This window comes from Streptomyces sp. NPDC030838 (assembly GCF_055572035.1).
In genome coordinates, this window is sequence record NZ_JBVIED010000007.1 from 311541 (window position 1) to 335468 (window position 23928).

Here is a 23928-nt window from a genome sequence, read left to right on the forward strand (position 1 = left end):
CAAAGCGTCCCAAACCAGGCCACACCGCGCATCACCCCGTGATCGCCCTCTCCCGCGCCCGCCCGCCCCGGGCCATACTTTCCACGGCTTTCCCCGGCTGTCCCCGGTTCCCCGGCTTTCCCGCTCTCCCCTGCTCTCCCGCCGCCCGCGCACCCGAGGGGGTTCTCCTTGACCGCGTCCGCTGCCGCTCCGGATCCCGCCTGGCTGCCTCCGGAGGCCTTCCGCGCCCTGGGCTCCCGCCGTGTCCTCGTCCACGGGACCGGCCTCCTGGCCGACACGGTGTACGGCGAGGCGGCGGCGGCCTGCGCGGCCTTCGGCGGCGAGGCCGCCCGGGTGGCGGAGCCGGACCCCGCCCGGCCCTGCGACCTGTTGCTGCGCACCCGCCCCGAGCACCGGGACCGGCTCGGCGGGGAGGGGTTCCTCCTCCAGCGGCGCGACGGCCGCACCACGGTCACCGCCGCCGCCCCGCACGGCCTGCTCCACGGCCTCTTCCACGTCGTACGCCTCGGGGCGGCCGCCTTCACCGGCGAGCGGCAACCCGAGAGGCACCGCCCGGCGCTCGCCCTGCGCATGCTCGACCACTGGGACAACATCTCGGTGCACCCGGTGATGGGCCAGGTGGAGCGCGGCTACGCGGGCGGCTCGCTGTTCTGGCGGGACGGCGTGGCGCGCGGCGACCTGGACCGCGTACGGGCCTACGGGCGGCTGCTCGCGGCGAGCGGGATCAACGCGGTGGCCGTGAACAACGTCAACGTCCACGCGGAGGAGGCCCGCCTGCTCACCGACCGGCTCGACGAGGTGACCGCGCTCGCGGACGCGTTCCGTCCGTACGGCATCCGCACCCACCTCTCGGTGACCTTCGCGGCGCCCGTCGTCCTCGGCGGCCTGCCGACCGCCGATCCGCTGGACGAGGCGGTGCGCGCCTGGTGGGCGGAGGCGACCGGGCGGGTGTACGCGGCGATACCGGACTTCGGCGGGTACGTCGTGAAGGCCGACTCGGAGGGCCAGCCGGGCCCGTTCGCGTACGGCCGTACGCACGCCGACGGCGCCAACCTGCTCGCCGACGCGCTCGCCCCGTACGGCGGCACCGTGCACTGGCGGGCCTTCGTCTATGACCACCGCCAGGACTGGCGGGACCGCTCCACGGACCGCGCGCGGGCCGCCTACGACCACTTCACCCCGCTCGACGGCGCCTTCCGCGCCAACGCGGTGCTCCAGGTCAAGCACGGCCCGATGGACTTCCAGGTCCGCGAGCCGGTCTCCCCCGTCATCGGCGCCATGCCGGACACCCGGATCGCGGTGGAGCTGCAGGCCACCCAGGAGTACACCGGCCAGCAGCGGCACGTGTGCGCGCTGGCGCCGATGTGGAGCGAGGTGCTGCGGTTCCGCCCGGAGGGGGAGACGGGGGCGAGCGTCGGGGAGCTGGCGCGCGGCGGTCTCGTCGCCGTCTCCAACGCCGGGGACGACCCCTACTGGACCGGCCACCCGCTCGCCCAGGCCAACCTCTACACCGTCGGCCGGCTCGGCTGGCAGCCCGACGCCAATCCGTACCGGATCCTCGGCGAGTGGATCGAGCTGACCTTCACACCCGAGCGCACGAAGGAGCCCGCGCGGCTGCGGGCCGGGGTGTACGCGGTGCTGAAGGACTCGTGGCGGACGTACGAGAAGTACACCGCCCCGCTCGGCGTCGGTTTCATGGTGCAGCCGGGGCACCACTACGGGCCGAGCGTGGACGGCTACGAGTACAGCCCCTGGGGCACCTACCACTTCGCCGACCGCGACGGCGTCGGCGTCGACCGCAGCCGCGCCACCGGCACCGGCTACGCCGCGCAGTACGCCAAGCCCTGGTCGGCGCTGTACGAGTCGCCGGACACCTGCCCCGACGAGCTGCTGCTGTTCTTCCACCACGTGCCCTACGACCACGTCCTGCACAGCGGCAAGACGGTCATCCAGCACATCTACGACACCCACTTCGAGGGCGTCGAGGAGGTCGAGGAGGCCCGGCGCGTCTGGGCCTCGCTCGCGGACCTGGTGGAGCCGGGGCGGCACGCGCGCGTGGCGGAGCGGTACGAGGAGCAGCTGCGCAGCGCCCGCGAGTGGCGGGACCACATCAACAGCTACTTCTTCCGCAAGTCCGGCGTGCCGGACGCGCACGGCCGCCGGATCCACTGAAGCGGTTCTACCGAAGCCGCAGGACGACGACGCCCCGGGGGTCGAGCGGGAGCGCGTCGCCCCGCTCGACCCGCTTGCCGGTCAGCAGGTCCGTCCCGCCGGCGTGGGCGGTCAGGTGGGCCGTCCCGGCACCGTGGTTGAGGAGGAAGAGCAGCCGGGTGCCGTCCGGGGCGACGCGGTGCGCGGTCTCCACGTCGCGGTGGCCGGCGTACGGGCCGATCCGGCCGTGCCGGTCGAGGACCCGGCGCACGACCCAGTCGACGCCGGGCTGGTCCAGCGCGGTGGCGACGTACCAGCCCTCGCCGTCCCCGAACCGGTTCCGGGTGACGGCGGGCGTGCCCGCGTAGAAGTCCTCCTGGTAGACCCCTACGGGTTCGGCGCCGCGTGGCAGCACGATCTCGAAGACCAGCCGGGCGTCCACGCGGAGATCCCCCAGCAGGACCGGGTTGACGACGTCCGCCGGGCGCGCGTCCCACTCGTCCACCCGCACCCCCGTCAGGGGTGCCAGCGGTCCCGGCACATCGGTGAGGAAGGCCCGGTCGTGGGTGTCGGCGCGGCCGGAGAGGAAGGTGGTGAGGACCGTGCCGCCGCGCGCGGCGACGGCTTCGAGACGGGCGGCGAGATCGCCCTTCACCAGGTGCAGCACGGGCGCGAGGACCACGTCGTACGGCCCGAGGTCCGCCGTCACCGGGACCACGTCCACGTCGGCGCCCGCCTCCCGCGCGGCCCGGTAGTAGGCGTGCACGACGTCCTGGTAGCGGACCAGCCGCGAGGGGCCGTCGGAGATCTCCAGCGCCCACCAGCTGTCCCAGTCGAAGAGCAGGGCGGTCCGGGCGGGGGTGCGGGCGCCGAGCGAGTGGCTCCCGAAGGACTCCAGCTCCTCGCCCAGCGCCGCGACTTCGCGGAAGACCCGGGTGTCGTCCCGGCCCGCGTGCCCGATGACCGCGCCGTGGTACTTCTCGCAGGCGCCGCGCGAGGCCCGCATCTGGAAGTACAGCACCGCGTCCGCGCCGTGCGCGACCGCCTGCCAGCTCGCCAGGCGCAGTTCGCCGGGGCGGCGCAGCGGGTTGACGTCCCGGCAGGCCGTGGTGGACGGGGTCTGCTCCATCAGCCAGAACGGGGCCCCGTCCTTCAGGCCGCGCATCAGGTCGTGGGCGAGGGCGGGCCAGGTCGGCGGGGCGTCGAGGGGCGGGTAGCTGTCCCAGGAGGCGAAGTCGAGGTGCGGGGCCCAGCGGTGGTAGTCGAGGGGGCGGAACATGCCCATGAAGTTGGTGGTGACGGGGGTCGCGGGGTCGTGGGCGCGGATCGCCTCCTTTTCGGCGGTGAAGCAGCCGAGCCGGGCGTCGGTGGTGAAGCGGAAGTAGTCGAGGGTGATGCCCTGGAAGGCGGTGTGGTCGGGGCCGCGCCAGTGCTCGGTGAGGGCGTTCGGCGGCTCGATCTGCTCCCAGGCGGTGTAGCGGTGCGACCAGAAGGTGGTCCACCAGGCGTCGTTGAGGGCGTCGAGGGTGCCGTGCCGCTCGCGCAGCCAGGCGCGGAAGGCGTCGGCGCACAGCTCGCAGTAGCAGGGGCCGCCGTACTCGTTGTTGATGTGCCAGGCGAGCAGGGCCGGGTGGGTGGCGTAGCGTTCGGCGAGCCGTCCGGCGAGCGCGGTGGCGAAGCGTCGGTACGCCGGTGAGCTGGGGCAGAAGTTGTGGCGCTGGCCGTAGCGGTGCCGGCGGCCCTCGAAGTCGGTGTGGTTGACCTCGGGGTACGCCGTGGCCAGCCGGGCGGCCGTACCGGTGGCCAGGCAGACCCGGCGGCCCTCGGCGGCGGCCCGGTCGAGGATCCGGTCGAGCACGGTGAAGTCGTAGGTGCCCTCGGCGGGCTGGGTGAGGGACCAGGCGAAGACGCCGACCGTGAGCGTGTCGATCCGGGCCCGTGTGAAGAGCCGGTGGTCCTCGTCCCACACCGGCTCGGGCCACTGCTCGGGGTTGTGGTCGCCGCCGTACGGGATCCGGTCGGTGCGGGGAGCGGTCATACGGTGAACTCCTTCTGCGACTCGGTGAAGTCCCTCCCCTTCTCGGTGAACTCCTTCTCCGTCTCGGTGATCACGGGGCGGCCGGCGTGCAGCAGGGACAGCAGCAGCGGTGCGGCCAGCAGGGCGGGCAGGACCTCGGTGAGCAGGGCGGTCAGCCCGGCGGCCAGGACCAGCAGCGAGGCGGCGGCGAGGGTGGCGCTGCCGTGCCGGACCAGGAACCAGGCGGCGAGCCGGGCGGTGTCCCGGGCGCGGAAGGTGAACAGCGAGGTCAGCAGCAGGGCGTGCGCGCCCCACAGCAGCGATCCGGCACCGATGAGCGCGAGCAGCGCGGCCCACCAGCCGGGCAGGCCGGTCGCGGAGAAGTGGGTGAGGGTGAAGGCGATGAGGGTGAGCCAGCCGAGCAGCGGCGTCCACAGTTTCAGCGCCGGGACGGCGTTCAGCCGCCAGCCGCGCCGGAAGGCGCGGGCCGGACGCAGATCGGTGAGGTCGCGGCTGCGGTGGTGCAGGGCGTAGACGGCGGCGGACACCGCCGGACCCAGCGGCAGCAGGCATACGGCGGCCAGGGGCAGGTTCGACGGGTCGGGGCCCAGCAGGAGCAGTCCTGCCAGGCCCGGTGCGGCGGCCGCCAGCAGCAGGGCCTCGACCGTGAGGAGGGTGTGGACCAGGGCGGCCGCCCGGGAGAGCGGTCCGGTGCCGAAGGAGACCGTCGGCGCGCTCACTCCGGGCGCCTTCCGAGCAGCCGTCGGTCGTCCTCCCAGGGCGGGCTTTCGTCCCGGACCGGGCTGACCTCGACGAGCGTGACCTCGTGCCGGGCCAGTGTGAGGTCCAGGTCCACCCGGCCGTCGGCCACCGGCAGCCGCAGATGCCGGCGCCCCGGCTCGGCGGCTTCGTGCAGGATGTCCAGCTGGTGCCGGTCGGGTGAGCGGGGGCTGCCCATGCGCTGCCAGGCGGTGCGGGCGTTGCCGTACTCCTCGTCGACGGTGGACCGGCGGACGAAGGCCTCCGCGGCGTCGAGGGGCAGCAGCAGCCGCACCCGGTGCCGCTCCGGCCCCGGCGTCTCGCCCGTCGGGTCGACGGGCGCCCAGGCGAGGACGATGACGCGGCCGTCGGGGTGGCGGGTGACGAGGTGGTCGTCGCCTCGGGCGAGCAGGTCGGGGCCCATGCGGGCCATGAAGGTGTACAGGTGGTACGTCGGTTTGCGCACCTGCCGGTGGGTGAGCAGCCCGAAGCCGCCGTGGAAGAGCGCGGTGGGGACGCCGGCCTCCTCGAACATGTCGCTGAACGTCCAGTAGGAGAAGGAGTCGACGTGGTCACCGCCGCGGGCGAGGACGGGGGCCAGGTAGGCGGCGTTGAAGGCGGTGTCGTGAATGCGGTTGTCGGGGCAGTAGGACGAGTTGAATTCGGTGATGTGGACGGGGAGTTCGGCCAGGCGGGTGCCGTTCAGACGCTCGCGGGCCGCGGTGAACTGCTCCAGCAGCTGCTCCGCGGGGGCGAGCGTCTGGTACGAGCCGAACGGCACATGCTGGGCCGGGCCGGAGGTGTAGGCGTGCTTGGAGACGAAGTCGACGGGTAGGTCGTGCCGTTCGGTGAACTCGGCGAACCGCTCCAGCCAGTCGTCCGCGCCGGGCGAGATCGCGGGCCCGCCCACCTGGAGCGAGGCGTCCACCTCCTTGACGGTGACTGCCGTGACCTCGTACAGCCGGTGGTACGCCGCCTCGTCCGCGCCCTGCCAGAAGTCGGGCAGGTTGGGTTCGTTCCACACCTCGATGGGCCAGGTCCGCACCTCGTCGAGGCCGTAGCGGTCGACGAGGTGCCCGATCGTGGCGCGGACCAGGGCCGCCCACTCGCGCTCGTCGCGGGGCGGGGTGACGTTGCCGCGCCACCAGAAGACCGTCTGATCGCCGGAGGCCAGCTGCTCCGGCATGAAGCCGAGTTCCAGGAAGGGCCGGATACCCAGCTCCAGACAGGCGTCGACGACCTGGTCGACGTAGGTGAAGGAGTGGTGGACGCGGCGGGTGCCCTCCCAGGTGTAGGGGCGGTGGACGCCCATGCCGTCGCTGAGCAGACCGTGGCCCCGCAGGTGCCGGAAGCCGATGTCCTTCTGGAGGAGGGCCAGCGATTCCTGGTAGTCGCGGCGCAGGGCGAGGTCCAGGCGTCCGGTGCCGACGCAGAAGCGCCAGGCGTCGGGGAACGGACGGCCCGGTCCGTCGGGGACGCGGATCACCCGTTCTCCTTCTCGAAGCGTTCGCGGGCCTTGTTGTGCAGGTCGACGAGCCGGTCCATGTTCTTCGCCTTCAGCTCGGCGACATAGTCGTCCCATTCGGACAGCGGGCGCTTGCCGAGGGCGAACTTGAGGGTGTTCTGGGTGACGTGGTCACGCAGCGGGGTCTCCCACAGCGACGCCTGCTCCTGCTCCACGGACTGCAGCGGGTGGGCCGGGTCGACGGGCAGCTGCCGCCGCTGGGCCATGGCGTCCTGGAACCTCTGCTCGTCGGGCCCGAACATGGAGGAGACCAGCTCCCAGCTGCCGCCGTAGGCGAAGACGCCGTTGTAGAAGCCGTAGTCCTTCTGCATGTCCTTCGGGGCGTCCGGGTCGGAGCCCAGGAGGCTGATGCCGTCCTTCGGCCGGTACCGGCCGCCGGAGCGGGTGTAGGTGACGCCCTCGACGCCCCACCGGGCGAACCGCTGGCCCTCGTCCGAATACCAGAGCCAGTCCACGAACTGCATCAACGCGACGAAGTTGTCACTTTCGAGCGCCTTGCCGGCGATCATCACACCGTTCTCCAGGCGGGCGCCGCCCAGCACCACGGGGCCGGCGGGCCCGATCGGCACCGGCACCATCTCGATCTTCGCGCCCTCGACCTGCTTCTCCAGGTTGTAGCGGTAGTTCTGGACCAGCTCCTGCGGGTTGGCGCTGATCGCGAAGGACTTCTCCCCCAGCAGCTTCTGCACGGCCTCGTCGTCGGTCTGGGTGAAGCTCTCGGGGTCCACGAGCTTCTCGGCGACCAGCTTCCGCACGTACTCGATCATCTGCCGGAAGGCGTCCGTGGCCCCGGTGAAGACGAACGTCCGCGCGTTCGCGTCCCAGCTGATGTTGGTGTACGTCCAGCCGGCCCGCACCCCGTACGCCTGGCCGAGGTAGCTGAACAGGGCGGCGGCCGGGTAGGGGGTGTTGGTGCTCCAGCGGTCGGAGAAGGGGTAGCGGTCGGGGTACTCCGCCCTGATCGCCCGGAAGACCTCGTACACCTCGTCCCAGGTGGTGGGCAGGCTCAGGCCGAGCCGGTCCAGGACGTCCGTGCGCAGGGCGAGCGAGTAGCCGGACTTGACCTTCTCGTGCAGGCCGGGCAGCAGATGGAACTTGCCGTCGGACTGCCGGATGGAGTCCAGCTCCGGCTCCAGCTTCCACTTCTTCACCGTCGCCTGGAAGTGGGGCATCAGGTGGACGTAATCGCTGACCGGGAGGATCGCCCCGGAGGAGACGAAGGGGACCTCGGAGGGGTGGTACGTCTTCGGGATCAGGAACGGGGCCTCGCCCGAGCCGATGAGGACGCTGCGCTTCTTCTCGTAGTCGGCCAGGGGCACGGCGATGGGCTTCAGGGTGACGCCGGTGCGCTTGGTCAGCTCCTCCCAGAACAGCCAGTCGCCCTTCATGGGATACACCGGGTTGTTGTTGTGCAGCACCTCGAAGGTGAGCGGCTTGGCCGCCTTGAACCGCTCTCCGGCGCGGTAGTTCTTCATCGCGCCGTCCTGCTTCTTGGACAGGTCCTTGGAGTCCCCGCCCCCGTCGCCGCCGCAGCCGGCGAGGGTGGCGGCGAGACCGACGAAGCCGGCGGCGGCGAGGACCTGACGCCGCGACAGCTGTCCTGCGTTCTTCACGCTTGCTCCTTTGGTTAGCCCTTGACCGCGCCGAGCATCACGCCCGAGACGAAGTAGCGCTGGACGAACGGGTACACGCAGAGGATCGGCAGCGAGGTCAGCACGATGGTGACGGCCTGGATGTTCGCCCCGACCTGGCTGAGCTGTTCGGCGCCCGCGCCGGCGTTGCCGCCGCCGGTCGCGCCCGCGATGAGGTTGCGCAGGTAGACGGTGACCGGCATCAGCTCGGTGCGGTCCATGTAGAGGAACGCCCCGAACCAGGAGTTCCAGAAGGACACCGAGTAGAACAGCACCATCGTGGCGATGACCGCCTTCGACAGCGGCAGCACGATCCGCGCCAGGATGCCGTACGTGCTGAGCCCGTCGATCTGCGCGGCCTCCTCCAGCTCGTTCGGCAGGTTCTCGAAGAAGGCCTTCATCACCAGCAGGTTGAACACACTGATCGCGTTCGGCAGGGCCAGCGCCCAGATGGTGTTCTTCAGTCCGAGGCTGGTGATCAGCACGTAGTTGGGGATGAGCCCGCCGGTGAAGAACATGGTGAACACGGAGATCCCGACCAGGACACCGCGTCCCTTGAGGTGCTTCTTCGACAGGACGTACGCATAACAGGTCGTCAGGACCATGGCGATGGCGGTGGAGACGACCGTGTAGAGCACGGTGTTGCCGTAGTTCCGCCAGAACATCGCGTCGTGGAAGACGATGTCGTACGTGGTGAGGTTGAAGCCCTTGGGCCACAGGGTCACCTCACCGGCCCGGATCTGCCGTTCGCCGCTGAAGGAGCGGGCGATGATGTTGACGAAGGGGTACAGGGTGACCAGCACGACGAGGGTGAGGACGACCCCGTTGATCCCCTGGAAGACGCGGTAGGAACGGCTCGGCTTCACCACAGGCTCGTCCCCACCGTGCGACGCGAGAGCTGGTTGGCGCTGGTGATCAGGACCAGGCCGATGATCGCCTCGAACAGGCCGATCGCGGCGGCGTAGCTGAAGCTGTTGGACTCCACACCCGTCCGGTAGAGGTACGTCGAGATGACGTCGGCGGTCGGGTAGGTCAGCGGGTTGTACAGCAGCAGGATCTTCTCGAAGCCGACCGCCATGAAGGTGCCGATGTTGAGGATCAGCAGGGTGATCATGGTGGGCCGGATGCCGGGCAGCGTGACGTGCCAGATCTGCTGCCAGCGGTTGGCGCCGTCGATGCGGGCCGCCTCGTACAGGTCGTCGTCGATCGTGGTGAGCGCGGCGAGGTAGAGGATCGTGCCCCAGCCGGCGGTCTGCCAGATCTCCGAGCCGACGTAGATGGTGCGGAACCACTCGGGTTCCTGGATGAACCGGATCGGCTCGTGCCCGAACCAGCCGAGGACGTGGTTGACCGGGCCGTCCGTCGACAGCATCTGCAGGGTGATGCCCGCGACGATCACGATCGACAGGAAGTGCGGCAGGTAGGACACCGACTGCACGAATCGTTTCAGCGCGCGGGTGCGCACCTCGTTGAGCAGCAGCGCCAGCACGATCGGGATCGGGAAGCAGAAGACGAGGGTGAGCGCGCCGATCCACAGGGTGTTGCGGAAGACCTGCCAGAAGGTGGGGTCGCTGAGGAACATCTCCACATAGCGCAGCCCCACCCACTCCTCGCCCAGGATCGACCCGCCGGGCTCGAAGCGGCGGAAGGCGATCACGTTGCCGATCATCGGCAGATAGCGGAACACCAGGAAGAACAGCAGCGGCAGCACCGCCAGCGAGTACAGCTGCCAGTCGCGGCGCAGCGCCTGCCGCCAGGTGCGGCGCGCCGTGACGGTCCGGTTGGTCATGTGAGTTCATGCCTCCACGAATGTTCCGGCAATGGTGCCGCAACTTAAGTGGGGGTGAGAGGGGTGTCAATGGGTGGCGCAGGACGACGAGTTGGGCGGGATTGACGTCCCGATCCATTGAACTCCCGCATGAGCAGGGGATTTTCGGCGCGCTGGGGATTCGAAAGTTTCAGAGGCATGAACGTAACGATCGGAGGGGTAACCCTGTTCTGAGTCCTGGGAGGTGCCCCGTGCCCGCGTTCGACATGCCGCTGGACCAACTGGAGAACCACCGCCCCGTCCCCGACGAGCCCGCCGACTTCGACGCGTTCTGGCAGGCGACGCTGAAGGACGCCGAACCGGCCGACCCCGTGCTGTCCGCCCGCCCGGTGGCCACCGGACTGCGGCTGGTCGACACCTGGGACGTGGCGTTCCCGGGCTTCGCCGGCGACCCGGTGCGCGCCTGGTACACCCGCCCGGCGGGGGCATCGGGGCCGCTGCCCGCCGTGGTCGAGTACGCCGGGTACGGCCGCGGCCGGGGACTGCCGCACGAACGGCTCACCTGGGCCGCCGCCGGGTACGCCCATCTGCTCATGGACAACCGCGGCCAGGGCGACCAGTACGGCAGCGGCGGCGCGACCCCGGATCCGCACGCCATGGCCCCCGGCGGCCCGGGACCCGCGGTGCGCGGGCTCCTGGACCCGCACGACTACCACTACCGGCGGTTGATCACCGACGCGGTCCGCGCGGTCGCCGCACTCCGTGCCCTGCCCGGGGTGGACCCGGCGCGGGTGGCGGCGGCCGGCAACAGCCAGGGCGGCGGGCTCGCGCTGGCCGTCGCCGGGCTGGTCCCGGACCTCGCGGCCGTCCTGGTCACCGCCCCGCTGCTGTGCGGCATCCGCCGCGCCCTCGACCTCACCGACGCGGGCCCGTACGGCGAGATCAGCGCCTACCTGGCCGTGCACCGCGGCGCCGAGACGGCCGCCCTGCGCACCCTCGGATACGTCGAGGGCATCTCCTTCGCCCGCCGCGCCACCGCCCCCGCCCACTTCGGCGTCGGCCTGCGCGACACGGTCTGCCCGCCCAGCGGGGCGTACGCCGCCTGTCACCGCTACGGCGAGCTGACCGGCACCGATCCGCGCCGGGAGCTGCACGCCTACCCGTTCAACGGGCACGAGGGCGGCGAGGCGGCGCATGTACGGCGCCAACTCGACTGGCTGGGCGAGCTGTTGGCGCCCTGAGGGTCCCCGAGGGCCCCTGAGGGGTCCCTGAGGGTCAGGGCAGCGGCTGCTCGGTCCAGATCACCTTGCCGTCCGTGGTGTACCGCGTGCCCCACCGCTCGGTCAGCTGGGCGACCAGGAAGAGCCCGCGGCCGCCCTCGTCCTCGCTGCGGGCGCGGCGCAGCCGGGGCGAGGTGCTGCTGCCGTCGGAGACCTCGCAGATCAGCGCGCGGTCGCGCAGCAGCCGCAACCCGACCGGGCCGGTCGCGTGCCGGATGACGTTGGTGACCAGTTCGCTGGCGACCAGTTCGGTGGTGAAGGCCAAGTCGTCCAGGCCCCAGGCGGCCAGCTGCTCGATGACCGCCAGCCGGGCGCGGGAGACCACCGCCGGGTCGCTCGGCAGCTCCCACTCGGCGACCCGGTCCGGCCCCAGCGTGTGCGTCCGGGCGACCAGCAGGGCCACGTCGTCCGCGGGCTTGTCCGGGAGCAGAGCGTCGAGCACCGCCTCGCAGGTGTCCTCCGGCGACCGGTCGCCGGAGGCCAGCACGGAGCGCAGCCGCTCCAGGCCGGCGTCGATGTCCCGGTGCCGGTCCTCGACCAGGCCGTCGGTGTACAGCACCAGCCGGCTGCCCTCGGCCAGCTCCAGCTCGACCGTTTCGAACGGCACCCCGCCGAGCCCGAGCGGCGGCCCCGACGGCAGGTCCACGAAGTCCACCCGGCCGTCCGGGTCCACCACCGCGGGCAGGGGGTGCCCCGCGCGGGTGAGGGTGCAGTGCCGGGACACCGGGTCGTAGACGGCGTACAGACAGGTGGCGCCGACGATCCCGGAGTCCGGGTGAGTCTTCTCCGCCTCCCAGCCCTCGCCCCGGTCGAGCCGTCCGACCAGGTCGTCGAGGTGGGTGAGGAGATCGTCGGGCGACAGGTCCAGGGAGCAGAAGTTGTGCACGGCGGTGCGCAGCCGGCCCATGGTGGCGGCGGCGTGCAGTCCGTGCCCGACCACGTCGCCGACGACCAGCGCGACCCGCGCCCCGGACAGCGGGATCACGTCGAACCAGTCGCCGCCCACCCCGGCGGCCTGCGCGGGCAGATACCGGTACGCCACCTCCACCGCGCTCTGCTCGGGCCGCCCGCGCGGCAGCAGACTGCGCTGGAGGGCGACGGCGGTGGTGTGCTCGCGGGTGTAGCGGCGGGCGTTGTCGACGCAGATCGCCGCGCGCCCGGCCAGTTCCTGGGCGAGGGACAGATCGTCGTCCTCGAAGGGTTCGGGCCGGTCGGAGCGGTAGAAGCTGACCAGGCCGAGGGTGGCGCCGCGCGCCCGCAGCGGCACCGTGATCAGCGAGTGGACGCCCGCCACAGCGGGCGTGGACAGCGCCGGTTCCAGCACCGGTTGCCCGGTGTCCAGGCTGCGGCCCTGCGGCGTGCCCGGGGCGTGCCCGACCGACGCGCCGACCCCGCACAGCCCCGGCTCCTCCCGTACGGCACCCAGGGCCACCCGGCGCAGCGGGGCGGTCGCGCCGAGCGGCCCCGGCTCCTCGCCGGTCAGCACGGCGTCGGGCAGGTCGACGGCGGCGAAGTCGGCGAACCGGGGCACGGTGACGTCCGTCAGCTCCTCGGCGGTCCGGGTCACGTCCAGGGTGGTCCCGATGCGCACGCCGGCGTCGTGCAGCAACTCCAGCCGCCGCCGCGCCAGCACCGCCAGGCGCCCCACGCCCGGCTCCCCGAGGAGGAGGAGACGGCCGTGGGCGGAGTCGGCCGCGGTCGGTGCCGGGGCCGGGGCCTTTGCCGTCGCTGTCGCTGTCGCCGTCGCCGTCGCCGTGGCCGTCGCCGGAGTGCGCGGTACGACGGTCCGCATGACGACGGCGGGCGAGGCGGCGGGTGCGGCGGCGGCTGGAGCGGCGGCGGGTGCCGGCGCCGCCACGCCGCCGGACGCGAGGGCCGCTGCCGCCGCCCTGTCGGACAGGGGGGCCGCTGCCGCCACCCCACCGGACACGGGGGCTGCCGCCACCCCACCGGACACGGGCGCCGCTGCCGCCGGCCCCACATGGCGAAGTCGCGGTCCGCCGAGCACCCTCGCCTCGATGACCACACCGGTCTCCCCCGCCGCGCCCTGGATCGGCCGACGCAGCAGCGTCGCCACCCGGCCGCCGGAGAGGGTGACCTCGTCGAGGGTGCGGTGCGGTGTGGCGATCAGCTCCTCGGCCTTCTCCCGCAGCACGGCCAGGTCGACCCGCCCGAGCGCGTCCCCGTTCCCGTGCTCCGGCGGCTCGGGCGGTCCCGGCCGCGAGGTCCGCCGGTACGCGGCGAGCAACGCCCGCTCCCGCTCCGTGGCCTGTTCCAGCAGCCGCGCCTCGATGTCCCGGGCGGCCTCCCGCACCATCCGGAGCATCGCCGGATCGCCGTCGTCCCTGAGGCAGGTGAGATCGAGCACCGCCTCGACACGCCCGCTGAGCGGATGACGCACGGGCGCCCCGGCGCAGGCGAACGGCGAGAGACAGTCGGCGAAGTGCTCCCGTCCCACCACGTACACGGGCTGCCGTTCGGTCAGCGCGGTACCGACCCCGTTCGTCCCCGCGGCCTCCTCGGACGCGCAGAAGCCGGGGGCGAAGTGCACCTCGTCGAGCCGGTCGCGCAGCTGCCGGTCCCCGCCCTGCCGCTGGATCATCCGGGCCTGCCCGTCGCAGAGCACGACGGTCATGCTGACGTTCGCCAGCGACGCGGCCAGCGCTTCCAGCACCGGGTCGGCGGCGCGGAGGAACGGGTCCTCCATGACCAGGTCCGGTGTGTACGGGATCAGCAGGTCATGCGGCTGGACCCCCACGGACCGGCACCGCTTCCAGGAGTCCAGCACCGCGTCCCTGACGACCGACTCCACCCGCGCGCCGGCCAGAAACCGCTCATGCGCATCGACGAGCCCGCCGATGTCGTCCCAGGCGATGGTCAACGGGACCACTTCCCTCACCCGGCGACGCCGTCCTCACCGCGGGGATCCACGCCAGGCGGTTTTCACCCTAGACCTTGCGTGACCTGCATCACAACACGCTCAGACCTCTCGATGGACGATGTGCCCACCGGTCACGGTGAGCCGTACCGGTGCCTGGGCGAGCTCGTCCGCCGGGGCCTCCACCGGGTCGAGACCGAAGGCGGTCAGATCGGCGCGGAACCCCTCGGCGACGCGCCCGGCGACAGCCGGCTCACCGGCGGCGAGGGCCGCGTGGGTGGTGCAGCCCTCCAGGGCCTGGAGACCGGTGAGTCCGGCCCGCGCGGAGGCCGCTCCCCGCGGCGCCCGCGCGGTGGCGAGTACGGCGCGGGCGTCGTAGTGGGCGATCGGCCAGTCCGAGCCGAGGGCGACGATCGCGCCCGCGTCCCGCAGGTCCCGCAGCCGCCAGGCCCGTCCGGCGCGGGTCTCGCCCAGCCGCTGGGACCACTCGTCGGACCGGTCGGCGCGGGTGTAGCCGGTGTGCGGGGGCTGCATGGAGGCGATGACGCCCAGCTCGGCGAAGCGCCCGACCGTGTCGTCGGGCACCGACTCGATGTGCTCGATCCGGTGCGCGAGCCGCGCCCCCGGCCCGAGCGCCGCCACCGTGTCCAGGACATGGCGTACGGCCGCGTCACCGATCGCGTGAGTCGCGGTGCGCACCCCGGCGCGGTGCAGGAAGCCGACGGCCTCGCTGTACGCGGCCGGGTCGGGCCAGAACGCCTCGGTGCCCTGCCCGTGGCAGTCCGGGTGCTCCAGCCAGGCGGTGCCGCCCTCGACGGTGCCGTCCATGAAGAACTTCACCCCGCCGACCCGCCAGTGCCGCCCGCCGAGGCCCTGCCGGGCGACGAGTTCCGCCAGGTCGTCGTGGTCCGCGCCCGGCATGCACCAGGGCGCGAAGCGCAGCCGCAGCGGCAGGACGGTCTCCTCCGCGACGGCCCCGACGAGCTCGGGGTCGCCGAGGTCCATCACATGGGCGCCGGTGAGCCCGGTGGCCGCCATCGCGGACAGCAACTCCACCAGCCGCGCACGCCGTTCTCCGTACGCCGGACGCGGCATGACCGCGGTGACCAGGTCCATCGCGGCGTGCTCGACCAGATGCCCGGTCAGCCGTCCGTCGGCGTCGACGGCGAGGTGGGACCGCTGCGCGAACGTCCGGGGCCCGGTCACGCCCGCCGCGGTGAGCGCGGCCCCGGTGACGAGAGCCGAGTGCCCGTCGTACAGCCGCAGGAAGGCCGGGGTGTCCCCCAGTACGTCCTCGATCAGCACCCGGTCGACGGCCCGCCCGCCGAACACGTTGTGGTCGAGCCCGAAGCCCACCACCCAGCCGTCGGTCCGCTCCGCCGAGGCGAGCGCCGCGCGGAGTCCGTCGAGGTCGGTGACGGTGGACAGGTCGAGCCCGGTGGCCATGTCCAGGCCCCACACGGGGTGGCTGTGACCGTCCACCAGCCCCGGCACGAGCCAGGCCCCGCCCAGGTCCACGACCTCGGTTCCGGATCCGCGCCAGTCGCGTACGTCGTCCCGCTCCCCGACGGCGGCGATCCGCCCGTCGCGCACGGCGACCGCCGTGGCGTACGGCCGGTCGGGGTCGAGCGTGCGGACACGTGCACCGGTGAGGACGAGGTCTGCGGCGGGCATACGGGCTCCTTGTCGGATACGGGTGGTGGGTCAGTCGATGTCCGCGTCGGTGGGTCAGTCGATGTCCGCGTCGGGTACGGGCTCGGCCGCGAACCGCTCGTACACCTCGGGCCGGTGGCGGCGCAGTCGCCGGGCCAACAGGAGCCCGGCGAGGAAGACGGCGGGAACCAGAACGGCGAGCACGGTGTTCACCGTCGCGGACGCGCCGGTGAACTGGTCCAGGTGGGCGACGACCAGGACGAGGGCCGCGGTGAGCAGCGCCGCGGCGACGACGGGGGCGACCACGGTGCGTACCACGCCCTCGCTGTGGCTGATCCGCCGGAAGTACAGCGGCACGGCGAGTGCGGCCAGCAGCTGGAGGGCCATCAGGCCGAGCATGCCGGGGGTGTTGACCCACAGCAGCAGTTGCCCGTACGGGTCGGCTCCGGCCACGGCGAAGGCGAGGACGACGACGGCGCCGAGGGCGGTCTGGGCGAGGCCGGCGACGTAGGGCGAGCCGTGTCGCGGGTGCACCCGGGCCAGCGCCTTGGGCAGGATGCCCTCCTCGGCGAGGGCGAGGCCGTAGCGGTTGATGGCGTTGTGAAAGGCCAGCAGGGAGGCCAGGACGCTGCTGACGATGAGGATGTGCATCAGGTCGGCCGCCCAGGCGCCGACGTAGGTGGTGATGGCGGCGAAGAAGAGCCCGGCGGGGTCGCTCCCGGCCGCGGCGACGACCTCCGCGTCGCCGAACGCCTGGATCGCGATCCACACCACGAAGGCGTAGAACAGGCCGAGGAAGCCGACCGCCGCGTAGGTGGCGCGCGGCACGGTGCGCGCCGGGTCGCGGGCCTCGCGGCGGTAGATCACGGTCGACTCGAAGCCGGTGAACGCGGCGAACGCGAAGGCCAGCACCACCGCCAGGCCCGGCACCAGCACGTTGTCCGGCGCGAAGGAGGCGAGGGACAGTCCGTGCGCGCCGCCCTTCACGAGCACTCCGGCGGCGAGCAGGACCAGGATGCCGGTCTCGGCGACGAGCAGCACGCCGAGGACCTTGGCGCCGAAGTCGATCGACCGGTACCCGCCGTAGCCGATGAGCAGCAGGCCGGCGAGCGAGACGGGCAGCCACGGGATATCCGCGCCGGTCAGGGCGTGCACGGTGTCCTGGGTGGCGGTGCCGAGCAGGCCGTAGACGCCGATCGCCATGCCGTTGTAGCCGATCAGGGCGAGCAGCGCGGCGCCCATGCCGGCGGCGCGGCCGAGTCCGCGGGTGATGTACGCGTAGAAGGCGCCGCCGCTGCGGACGTGGCGGCTCATCGTCGTGAAGCCGATGGCGAAGACGGCGAGCGTGAGTCCGGCGAGCAGGTAGCCGACGGGAGCGCCGATCCCGCCGAGCAGGATCGCGAGCGGGGCGACACCGGCCATGACGGTGAGCGGGGCCGCGGCGGAGACGACGAAGAAGGCGATGTCGGCGGTGCCGAGCGAGCCGGTGCGCAGGGCCGGGGCGGTGTCGGCGGCAGCGTCGGCGGCGCTCTTGCTGGAGCTGGTGACGGGCACGGGGAAAGCCCTTCTGGCTGCGTCGGAGACGACGAGAGGGACGGGGGGCGGGCGTGCGGGGTGTCCGGCGCCGGTAAACCTAAAGGCTTTCGGTTTTCGCAATGTAACCTCCCCTTCAGAGACTCGGGAAGACCCTTGAGGGGGACACACGCCATGGGACGGCCGCGCACACCCCTGCTCGACAGGGAGCGCATCACCACCGCCGCACTCGAACACGTCGACGCCGAGGGCGAGTTCAGCGTCCCCCGGATCGCCCGCCGGCTCGGCGTGCAGACCGGCTCGCTGTACCACCATGTGGACGGCCGGGACGGCATCGTCGAGCTGCTGCGCGAGCGCGTGACGGACGGCATCGACGCCCACACCCTCGACCTACGGCCCTGGGACCGGGCGCTGGCCGCCTGGGCCCGTTCCTACCGGGCCGCCTTCGCCGCCCACCCGCGCACCATCCCGCTGCTGATGACCAACCCGGTCCGCGCGCCCCGCGTCCTCGCGCAGTACGAGCGGGCCGTCACCCTCCTCCTCGACGCCGGCTTCCCGCTGCCCGACGTCATGCCGGTCCTCACCGCCCTGGAGAACCTGGTCCTCGGCTCGGCCCTGGACCTCGCCGCCCCCGAGACCATGTGGGAGATCGCCGACGCCACGGCGACCCCGCGGCTGGCCGAGGCCCTGGACGCCGTCGGCGGCCGCCGCGCGGACCAGGCGTTCGACGTCGCCCTGGAGGGCTTCCTCGCGGACGCGCGGCGCCGGCTGGAGGGGGCGTAGGAGTGCGGCCGCGGCGGAGAAACCCCGCCGTGGCGCGGGAATTCGGTTGTCCGGCCCCAGCCCCCGCGCATAACGTCTCGGCTGATCACCTGATCAACGGCGTGTAGCTCAGCAGCAGAGCACCGGGCTTGAGACCCGGAGGGCGCAGGGGCGGAACCTGCCACGCCGGCTTATGAACGACGACGCTGAGCAGCAGCACCTCACCGCGGCCCCGTCCTACGCGCGGACCCAGCTGGCCAGGGCCTTCGTGACCGCGCTGACCCACGAGGACGCCGGGACCCGGGAACGGGCGACGGTCCGCGGGCAGCGCTGGCGCGCCGTGCTGGCGGGGATGGCGGACGGCCGGCTGAAGGTCGGCTCCCGCACTCCCGTGACCGGACTCCCGGCCTGGGTGACCCCCGAGGTGGTGCGGGGCGGCTTCGCCACGGGCACCGCGAGCGCGGGCGGCCCGCTGCAGCCGTACGAGACGGAGGTCGCCCGGCACTTCGGGCTGCCGGCCGACCGGCGCGCGCTGTTCGGCCACTGCCTCACCGAGGCCGGTCTCGACTGGCTGTGGACGCTGCTGGACGGCGGCCGGTACGAGGTGACCGTGCCCGAGGAGGCCGCGCTGCTCACGGTGGCCTGGCTGGTGCGGCACGGGGAGACGGCCGGAGCGCTGGACCTGCTGGCCGAGCTGGAGCCGTTCGCCGGACGGCTGCGGTTCCTGCCCCGGCCGACGGCCGAGCCCGCGCCGGACGGTGCCGAGGCGGTGCACCGGCACACCGTCTCCGACGCGGTGGACACCCTGATACGGCGGCGGCCCAACGCCGCCGTCGAGACCCAGCGCGAGGCGCTCACCGTATGGCTGCCGTTCGCCGACGAACTCCTCGCGCACTGGCTGGAGACGGCCGGCGACGACGGCCGCGTACTCGGACGCGCCCCGGACGCCCACTGGCAGGCGCGCGGGGCGGCCCTGCTGAACCGCTACCGGGCACTGGCCGCGCGCCACACCCGGTGCGGAAAGCACCGCAACCCCAAGGAGAACCTGGGCATTCTGCGCGGCGCGCTGGAGGAGACGGTCGCCGGACGCCCGCTGGACCCGCGCCGGCTGGGCCTGCTGCGGCACGCCGTCGCGAGCATGGTGCGGCGGCGCGGTCTGCCCGGCTCCGCCCCGCACACCGCACTGCGCCTGCAGCAGGCCGGGCAGGCGGCGCTCCCCTCGCACCACGCGCTGGCCCGTCTCGTGGTGGGCCGGCTCGCGCCGCTGCCCCAGGACACCGGCACCCCGGACCCCGCCGCGCTCCTCACCCCGGTGACGGCGGAGGAGAGCCGCGAGACCGGCCTGCCGGCCGGAGCGGTGCTGCCGTCGGCGGTCCGCCGGCCGGTGGAGGCCGCGCTGAGCGCCCCCGTCGGCACGCTGGTGGACCGGGGCGTCGTACCGTCCGCCGAGGTCCTGGCCGAACTGGTGCCGCAGCTGGTCGCCGTGACCACCGCTCAGGCGTACGGCGAGGAGACGCTGCGCACGCTGATGGCCGCGAACTACCGGGCGTTCCGCAACCGCCGCTCCCTGCTGCTGCTCAATCTGGAGCGGCAGGTGCGGGTCGAGGAACTGCCGTGGGTGCGGGCGGTGGCCGGGCGGCGCGAGGACGACGCGGCGGAGACGAGCGCCCTCACCGTCCTGCGGCAGCTCGGCGAGCTGGCGGTGCGGGCCTTCCCGGGCACGATCCTGCCCAACCCGCTCGTCCGCGAACTGAGCGTGCTGGGCCGCCAGGCCGACCTGGGCGCTCCGTTCGTGGAGGAGCTGGCCGCCGACATCTTCATGGGCACGTTCAGCCCGAAGTTCCTCACGGCGGCGAGGATCGCGGCCGAACTCCTCACCGGCACGCTGTACGAGCGCTACTACGGCATCGACTACCGGGCCGTCCGCAACCTGGCGATCGCCGAGGCGGGCGCGTCCCTGAGCCGTGCCCACGGCGCGCGGACGTCACCGGGCTTCGCGCAGCTGTGCGCCGAGCGGGCGGGAACGGGCCCCGAGCGGTCCTGGTCCGTCGCGGCCGAGGGCAAGATCATCGAACAGGCCCAGATCCTCACCACGCACAACCTGGCCACGCTGGTGCACCGCGTGGGCATCGCCCCGGACCCCGGCTGGGCCGAACTGGCCCGCCGCTGCTTCGTCACGGTGTGCCGGCTGACCGCACGCGTCCACCACCACCCGCGCCCCCTGGCCATCATCAAGGACACGGCATACGCCTGGCGGCAGATGCTCTTCCACCTGTCCCTGTGCACACCGGAAGAGCAGCGGGACGTCCTGGCCCGGCTGGACGAGGAGACGTCCCGCCACCCCGCCCACGTCGCCACCCGCCTGGCACCGGCCCTGCACGGGCTGCGGTGGGCCGCCGAGGGCGGCACCTTCGACTCCGACGGCACGGCGGACGGCGGCCGGGCCCGCCGACTGCTCGGCTGGACCACGGACCGGCACTGGATGCGGGCGGGCTGACCGGGAAAGGCTTCGCTCGCCCGTGCGGATCAGTGCTCCCGCAGGAGGGTGATCAGCCCTCGTTGGGGGCCAACCGCAGCGCGATGCTGTTGATGCAGTACCGCTGGTCGGTCGGCGTCGGGTAGCCCTCCCCCTCGAAGACGTGCCCGAGGTGCGAGCCGCAGCGGGCGCAGCGCACCTCTGTGCGGACCATCCCGTGCGAGCGGTCCTCCAGGAGTTCCACCGCGTCGGTGTCCTTGGGGTCGAAGAAGGACGGCCAGCCGCAGTGGGAGTCGAACTTGGTGTCCGAGGTGAACAGTTCGGCGCCACAGGCCCGGCAGGAGTAGACGCCCTGGGTCTTGGTGTCCGTGTACTCACCGGTGAACGCGGGCTCGGTCGCAGCCTGGCGCAGCACGGCGTACTCGGCCGGGCTCAGCTCCGCGCGCCACTGCTCGTCCGGCTTCTCGACGTCGTACGACATGTGCTTCAGCCCCTCACTTCGACTGGCTCGACAGACGGTCCAGGATGCGCGGGCCGAGGTCGGTGACATCGCCCGCGCCCATGGTGAGAACCAGATCGCCGGGGCGGGCCATTCCCGCGATCACGTCGGGCACCTCGGCCTTGTCGTGCACGGCCGTCACCTCGGCGCCCGCCGCGCGGGCCGCGTCGATGATCAGCTCGCTGGTGACGCCGGGGATCGGGTCCTCGCGGGCCGGGTAGATGTCCAGGACGACGGAGGTGTCGGCGAGGGCCAGCGACTGGCCCATCTCCTTGCCCAGCTCCTGGGTGCGAGAGAAGAGGTGCGGCTGGAAGACGACGAGGATGCGGGAGTCGTCGGCCGCCGCCCGCATCGCCTCCAGGTCGGCGGTCATCTCGGTCGGGTGGTGGGCGTAGGAGTCGATCACCTGGACCCCGGCCGCCTCGCCCTTCAGCTGGAGGCGGCGCTTGACGCCCGTGTAGGCGGCCAGCGCGGGCGCCAGCTCCGCCGCCGGGACGCCCAGCGCCACGCCCGCCACGAGGGCGGCGACCGCGTTGTGGGCGTAGTGGCGGCCGGGAACGGAGACCGTGAAGGTGAGCGGCGCGCCGTCCAGCTCGACGGTCACCTGGCTCTTCAGGCCCTGCGGGACGACCGACAGGACGCGCACGTCGGCGTCCTGCGACTCGCCGTACGTCACCGTCTTCACCGTGCCCGCGAGGCGGCGGGTCAGCTCGCGCGCGCCCTCGTGGTCCGCCGAGATCACCAGCGTGCCGCCGGGCACGATCTTGCCGGCGAAGGTCTCGAAGGACTCGTGGATCTCGTCGATCGAAGCGTAGTTCGCGTGGTGGTCCAGCTCCACGTTGAGGACGATGGCGACCTCGGGGGCGTACTTGTGGAAGCTGCGGTCGCTCTCGTCCGCCTCGGCGACGAAGATCTCGCCGTCGCCGTGCAGCGCGTTGGAACCGGGCGCGTCCAGGTCGCCGCCGATGGCGTACGACGGGTTCAGGCCCAGCTCGGAGAGGGAGACCGCGAGCATGGACGTCGTGGTCGTCTTGCCGTGGGTGCCGGCCACCGCGATCGGGCGCAGGCCCTCCATCAGCGCGGCGAGGGCGTCGGAGCGGTGCACCACCGGGATGCCCAGCTCGGCCGCGCGGGCCAGCTCCGGGTTGTCGGCACGGATCGCCGACGACACGACCACGCAGCTGGCGTCGTCGGCCAGGTGCTCGGCCGCGTGCCCGATGTGCACCGTCGCGCCCAGCGCGCGCAGCGCCTCGGCGGTCGCCGAGTCCTTGGCGTCGCTGCCCGCGACCTTGGCGCCGCGCTGCGTGAGGATCTTGGCGATGCCCGACATTCCGGCGCCGCCGATGCCGATGAAGTGCGGTCGGTCCATGGCGGTAGGAAGGCCGGGTGCCATGCGTTCTTCTCCCCAAGATGCGGTACGTCGGTGAGCGCGCCCCGGCAGCGGTCCGCCGGGGGTGCGCCGCCCAAGCCTATGCCTTGCTGTGGGAGAACAGTTTGAGCACCGGCACCCCGACCTTGTGCCGCGCTCTCGACGCCCAGTCCCGGTGGAAGAACTCCTCCACGTAGTGGGGGTCGGTCAGGACGATCACCTCGTCCGCCCCGACCTCCTCGACCAGGGTCTTCAGCGCGTCCAGCGGATGGTCCTCGATCAGCCGCCCGTCGGCCGTGCTGCCCGCCGCGCGCAGGGCCTGCAGCGACACGTCCAGCGCCTGCTCGCCGGCGCTTCTGGCCTCCTCGCCCTCCGGCGTCTCCCCCTCGTGCACGGCCTCCTCGACGGCGCCGAGAGCGAGGTCGTCGATGGCGCGCAGCAGGCGGTCGGCCTGCTCGCCGCGCGGCTGGAGCAAGACGTGGAAGCGGACCGGCTCGTCCCCGTGCAAGGTGGTGACGAACTCCACGTCGGCGGACGTCAGGGCCTTCTCGATCATCAAAACGCTTGTGAACACCAGGCGCCCCTTCTCCTTCGAGGGCCTTGGCGGCCCTCTGTCCTCCGTGGGCCGTGCCAGGCCCTGCGGAAACCATCCTGCCCCGTGATCGCACGGGTACTGCGAGTCCTAGTGTGCCCAGCGGAAGCTAAACGGAACGGCACATTCCGCCGAAACGGAATGACAGGTTCCATACGAACTCATGTCCGGCGGTAGCGGGAGAACAGAAACCCCTCCTCCTCCAGCAGAGACACCAGCGCGAACTGCCGGGGCACCGCCACACCCGGCCCTCCGGCGATCCGCTGGGCGTCCCCGGCGGTGAGCATCGGCGAGACCGTCAGACACAGCTCGTCCAGCACCCCGGCCGCGATCAGCTGCCCCAGCAGCCGCGGGCCGCCCTCGGTCAGCAGCCGGGTGTGCCCCAGCTCGGCGAGCGCCTGTACGACGCGGGCGGGATCCACCCCGATCCCGTCACCGGCGATCACCACCCGGACCCCGGCCTTCTCGGCGGCGGCGACCCGCTCCGGGGCCGCCGCGGCGCCGGTCAGTACCAGGGTGGGCACCAGGGGCGAGGTGAACAGCGGCAGCGAGAAGTCCAGGTTCAGGCCGGCGGAGACCACCGCGATCGCGGGCGCCGGGCCCTGTCCGGCGGCCTCCCGCAGGGCGGCGAACTCGGCACGCGCGCGTGCGGGCCGGTAGCCCTCCTGGCGGACCGTTTCCGCACCGACCACCACGACATCGGCGAGCGCGCGCAGGGTGCCGAAGATCCGCATGTCCGTCGCGCTGGAGATGGGCTGGGACCGCCCGTCGTGCTGCGCGGCCCCGTCCAGCGTGGACACCATGTTGGCCCGCAGCCAGGCCGCCGGCTCCCCCGGCCCCGGCACGGGATAGGCATAGGCCTCCGCCAGCTCGGCGAGACTCCACTCACGATCATCGGCCTCGGCGGCCACAGGGAACAGGCGTCGCATGCGGAGCAGTGTTCCACGGGAGGGGGACGCCCACTTCTCGAGCTTCTCGAGAAAGGGGCCAGGTGACCGACCTCAGGGGCGCGGGGAACTGCGCGACAAGCCACGA

General features: G+C 72.7%; 17 protein-coding genes and 1 tRNA gene. 5 read left to right on the top strand and 13 right to left on the bottom strand.

Features of this window, described 5'->3' with window-relative positions; all coding sequences use genetic code 11:
* Positions 1-168 precede the first annotated feature (168 nt).
* Positions 169-2172, top strand: coding sequence for an alpha-glucuronidase (locus ACZ42A_RS20855; RefSeq protein ID WP_468528717.1), 2004 nt, complete (start codon positions 169-171; stop codon positions 2170-2172).
* A gap of 7 nt (positions 2173-2179) precedes the next feature.
* Here ACZ42A_RS20855 and ACZ42A_RS20860 read toward each other — a convergent pair whose 3' ends face one another.
* From ACZ42A_RS20860 to ACZ42A_RS20885, 6 genes are read right to left on the bottom strand one after another with little or no spacing between them, the layout of a single operon-like run.
* On the bottom strand, positions 2180-4189 hold the full coding sequence (locus ACZ42A_RS20860) for a beta-galactosidase (RefSeq protein ID WP_468528718.1): 2010 nt from the start codon (positions 4187-4189) through the stop codon (positions 2180-2182).
* Positions 4186-4908 (bottom strand): hypothetical protein, encoded by a 723-nt coding sequence (locus ACZ42A_RS20865; protein ID WP_468528719.1) that lies wholly within the window; start codon positions 4906-4908, stop codon positions 4186-4188. Before ACZ42A_RS20865 ends, ACZ42A_RS20860 begins: the two co-directional genes overlap by 4 nt.
* Complete coding sequence (locus ACZ42A_RS20870; protein WP_468528720.1) at positions 4905-6413, bottom strand: GH39 family glycosyl hydrolase; 1509 nt, start codon at positions 6411-6413, stop codon at positions 4905-4907. Before ACZ42A_RS20870 ends, ACZ42A_RS20865 begins: the two co-directional genes overlap by 4 nt.
* Positions 6410-8065 (bottom strand): ABC transporter substrate-binding protein, encoded by a 1656-nt coding sequence (locus ACZ42A_RS20875; RefSeq protein WP_468528721.1) that lies wholly within the window; start codon positions 8063-8065, stop codon positions 6410-6412. Before ACZ42A_RS20875 ends, ACZ42A_RS20870 begins: the two co-directional genes overlap by 4 nt.
* Positions 8066-8079: 14 nt before the next feature.
* Positions 8080-8952, bottom strand: a complete 873-nt coding sequence (locus tag ACZ42A_RS20880; RefSeq protein ID WP_468528722.1) for a carbohydrate ABC transporter permease — start codon at positions 8950-8952, stop codon at positions 8080-8082.
* Positions 8946-9872, bottom strand: a complete 927-nt coding sequence (locus ACZ42A_RS20885) for an ABC transporter permease (RefSeq protein WP_468528723.1) — start codon at positions 9870-9872, stop codon at positions 8946-8948. Before ACZ42A_RS20885 ends, ACZ42A_RS20880 begins: the two co-directional genes overlap by 7 nt.
* Positions 9873-10102: 230 nt before the next feature.
* Between ACZ42A_RS20885 and ACZ42A_RS20890 the strand changes: the two genes are divergently transcribed.
* Positions 10103-11092 (top strand): acetylxylan esterase, encoded by a 990-nt coding sequence (locus ACZ42A_RS20890; protein ID WP_468528724.1) that lies wholly within the window; start codon positions 10103-10105, stop codon positions 11090-11092.
* Between the two features lie 34 nt (positions 11093-11126).
* Here ACZ42A_RS20890 and ACZ42A_RS20895 read toward each other — a convergent pair whose 3' ends face one another.
* The 3 genes from ACZ42A_RS20895 to ACZ42A_RS20905 form a co-directional block, all read right to left on the bottom strand.
* A complete protein-coding gene (locus ACZ42A_RS20895; RefSeq protein ID WP_468528785.1) occupies positions 11127-14021 on the bottom strand; it encodes a SpoIIE family protein phosphatase in 2895 nt (964 codons plus the stop codon).
* Between the two features lie 90 nt (positions 14022-14111).
* Positions 14112-15683, bottom strand: coding sequence for an amidohydrolase (locus ACZ42A_RS20900; RefSeq protein WP_468528725.1), 1572 nt, complete (start codon positions 15681-15683; stop codon positions 14112-14114).
* A gap of 54 nt (positions 15684-15737) precedes the next feature.
* Positions 15738-17216 carry an APC family permease gene (locus ACZ42A_RS20905; RefSeq protein WP_468528726.1) on the bottom strand — a complete coding sequence of 493 codons (1479 nt, stop codon included), beginning with the start codon at positions 17214-17216 and terminating at the stop codon, positions 15738-15740.
* A 153-nt stretch (positions 17217-17369) separates the two neighbouring features.
* Here ACZ42A_RS20905 and ACZ42A_RS20910 point away from each other — a divergent pair, with 153 nt between their 5' ends.
* The 3 genes from ACZ42A_RS20910 (at position 17370) to ACZ42A_RS20920 (ending at position 20454) form a co-directional block, all read left to right on the top strand.
* Positions 17370-17978 (top strand): TetR/AcrR family transcriptional regulator C-terminal domain-containing protein, encoded by a 609-nt coding sequence (locus tag ACZ42A_RS20910; protein ID WP_468528727.1) that lies wholly within the window; start codon positions 17370-17372, stop codon positions 17976-17978.
* Between the two features lie 97 nt (positions 17979-18075).
* A tRNA-Ser gene (locus ACZ42A_RS20915) sits at positions 18076-18147 on the top strand.
* A gap of 3 nt (positions 18148-18150) precedes the next feature.
* Positions 18151-20454, top strand: coding sequence for a hypothetical protein (locus ACZ42A_RS20920; RefSeq protein WP_468528728.1), 2304 nt, complete (start codon positions 18151-18153; stop codon positions 20452-20454).
* A 52-nt stretch (positions 20455-20506) separates the two neighbouring features.
* On the opposite strand, the gene msrB is transcribed toward ACZ42A_RS20920, so the two are convergent.
* The 4 genes from msrB to ACZ42A_RS20940 form a co-directional block, all read right to left on the bottom strand.
* Entirely contained in the window at positions 20507-20914 is a 408-nt protein-coding gene (msrB, locus tag ACZ42A_RS20925) for a peptide-methionine (R)-S-oxide reductase MsrB (protein WP_468528729.1), read from the bottom strand.
* 13 nt (positions 20915-20927) lie between these two features.
* On the bottom strand, positions 20928-22325 hold the full coding sequence (murC, locus tag ACZ42A_RS20930) for a UDP-N-acetylmuramate--L-alanine ligase (RefSeq protein WP_468528730.1): 1398 nt from the start codon (positions 22323-22325) through the stop codon (positions 20928-20930).
* A gap of 76 nt (positions 22326-22401) precedes the next feature.
* Complete coding sequence (locus ACZ42A_RS20935) at positions 22402-22875, bottom strand: indole-3-glycerol phosphate synthase (RefSeq protein ID WP_468528731.1); 474 nt, start codon at positions 22873-22875, stop codon at positions 22402-22404.
* Between the two features lie 179 nt (positions 22876-23054).
* Positions 23055-23822: a pyrimidine reductase family protein gene (locus tag ACZ42A_RS20940; protein WP_468528732.1), complete on the bottom strand. Its 768-nt coding sequence runs from the start codon at positions 23820-23822 to the stop codon at positions 23055-23057.
* Positions 23823-23928 lie beyond the last annotated feature (106 nt).

Excerpts from the sequence above, each read along its gene's own strand:
- ACZ42A_RS20900 (WP_468528725.1), bottom strand. The coding sequence starts at position 15,683 with ATGCCCGCCGCAGACCTCGTCCTCACCGGTGCACGTGTCCGCACGCTC.
- ACZ42A_RS20860 (WP_468528718.1), bottom strand. The coding sequence starts at position 4,189 with ATGACCGCTCCCCGCACCGACCGGATCCCGTACGGCGGCGACCACAAC.
- ACZ42A_RS20940 (WP_468528732.1), bottom strand. The coding sequence starts at position 23,822 with ATGCGACGCCTGTTCCCTGTGGCCGCCGAGGCCGATGATCGTGAGTGG.
- msrB (WP_468528729.1), bottom strand. The coding sequence starts at position 20,914 with ATGTCGTACGACGTCGAGAAGCCGGACGAGCAGTGGCGCGCGGAGCTG.
- ACZ42A_RS20885 (WP_468528723.1), bottom strand. The coding sequence starts at position 9,872 with ATGACCAACCGGACCGTCACGGCGCGCCGCACCTGGCGGCAGGCGCTG.
- ACZ42A_RS20920 (WP_468528728.1), top strand. The coding sequence starts at position 18,151 with ATGAACGACGACGCTGAGCAGCAGCACCTCACCGCGGCCCCGTCCTAC.
- ACZ42A_RS20910 (WP_468528727.1), top strand. The coding sequence starts at position 17,370 with ATGGGACGGCCGCGCACACCCCTGCTCGACAGGGAGCGCATCACCACC.
- murC (WP_468528730.1), bottom strand. The coding sequence starts at position 22,325 with ATGGCACCCGGCCTTCCTACCGCCATGGACCGACCGCACTTCATCGGC.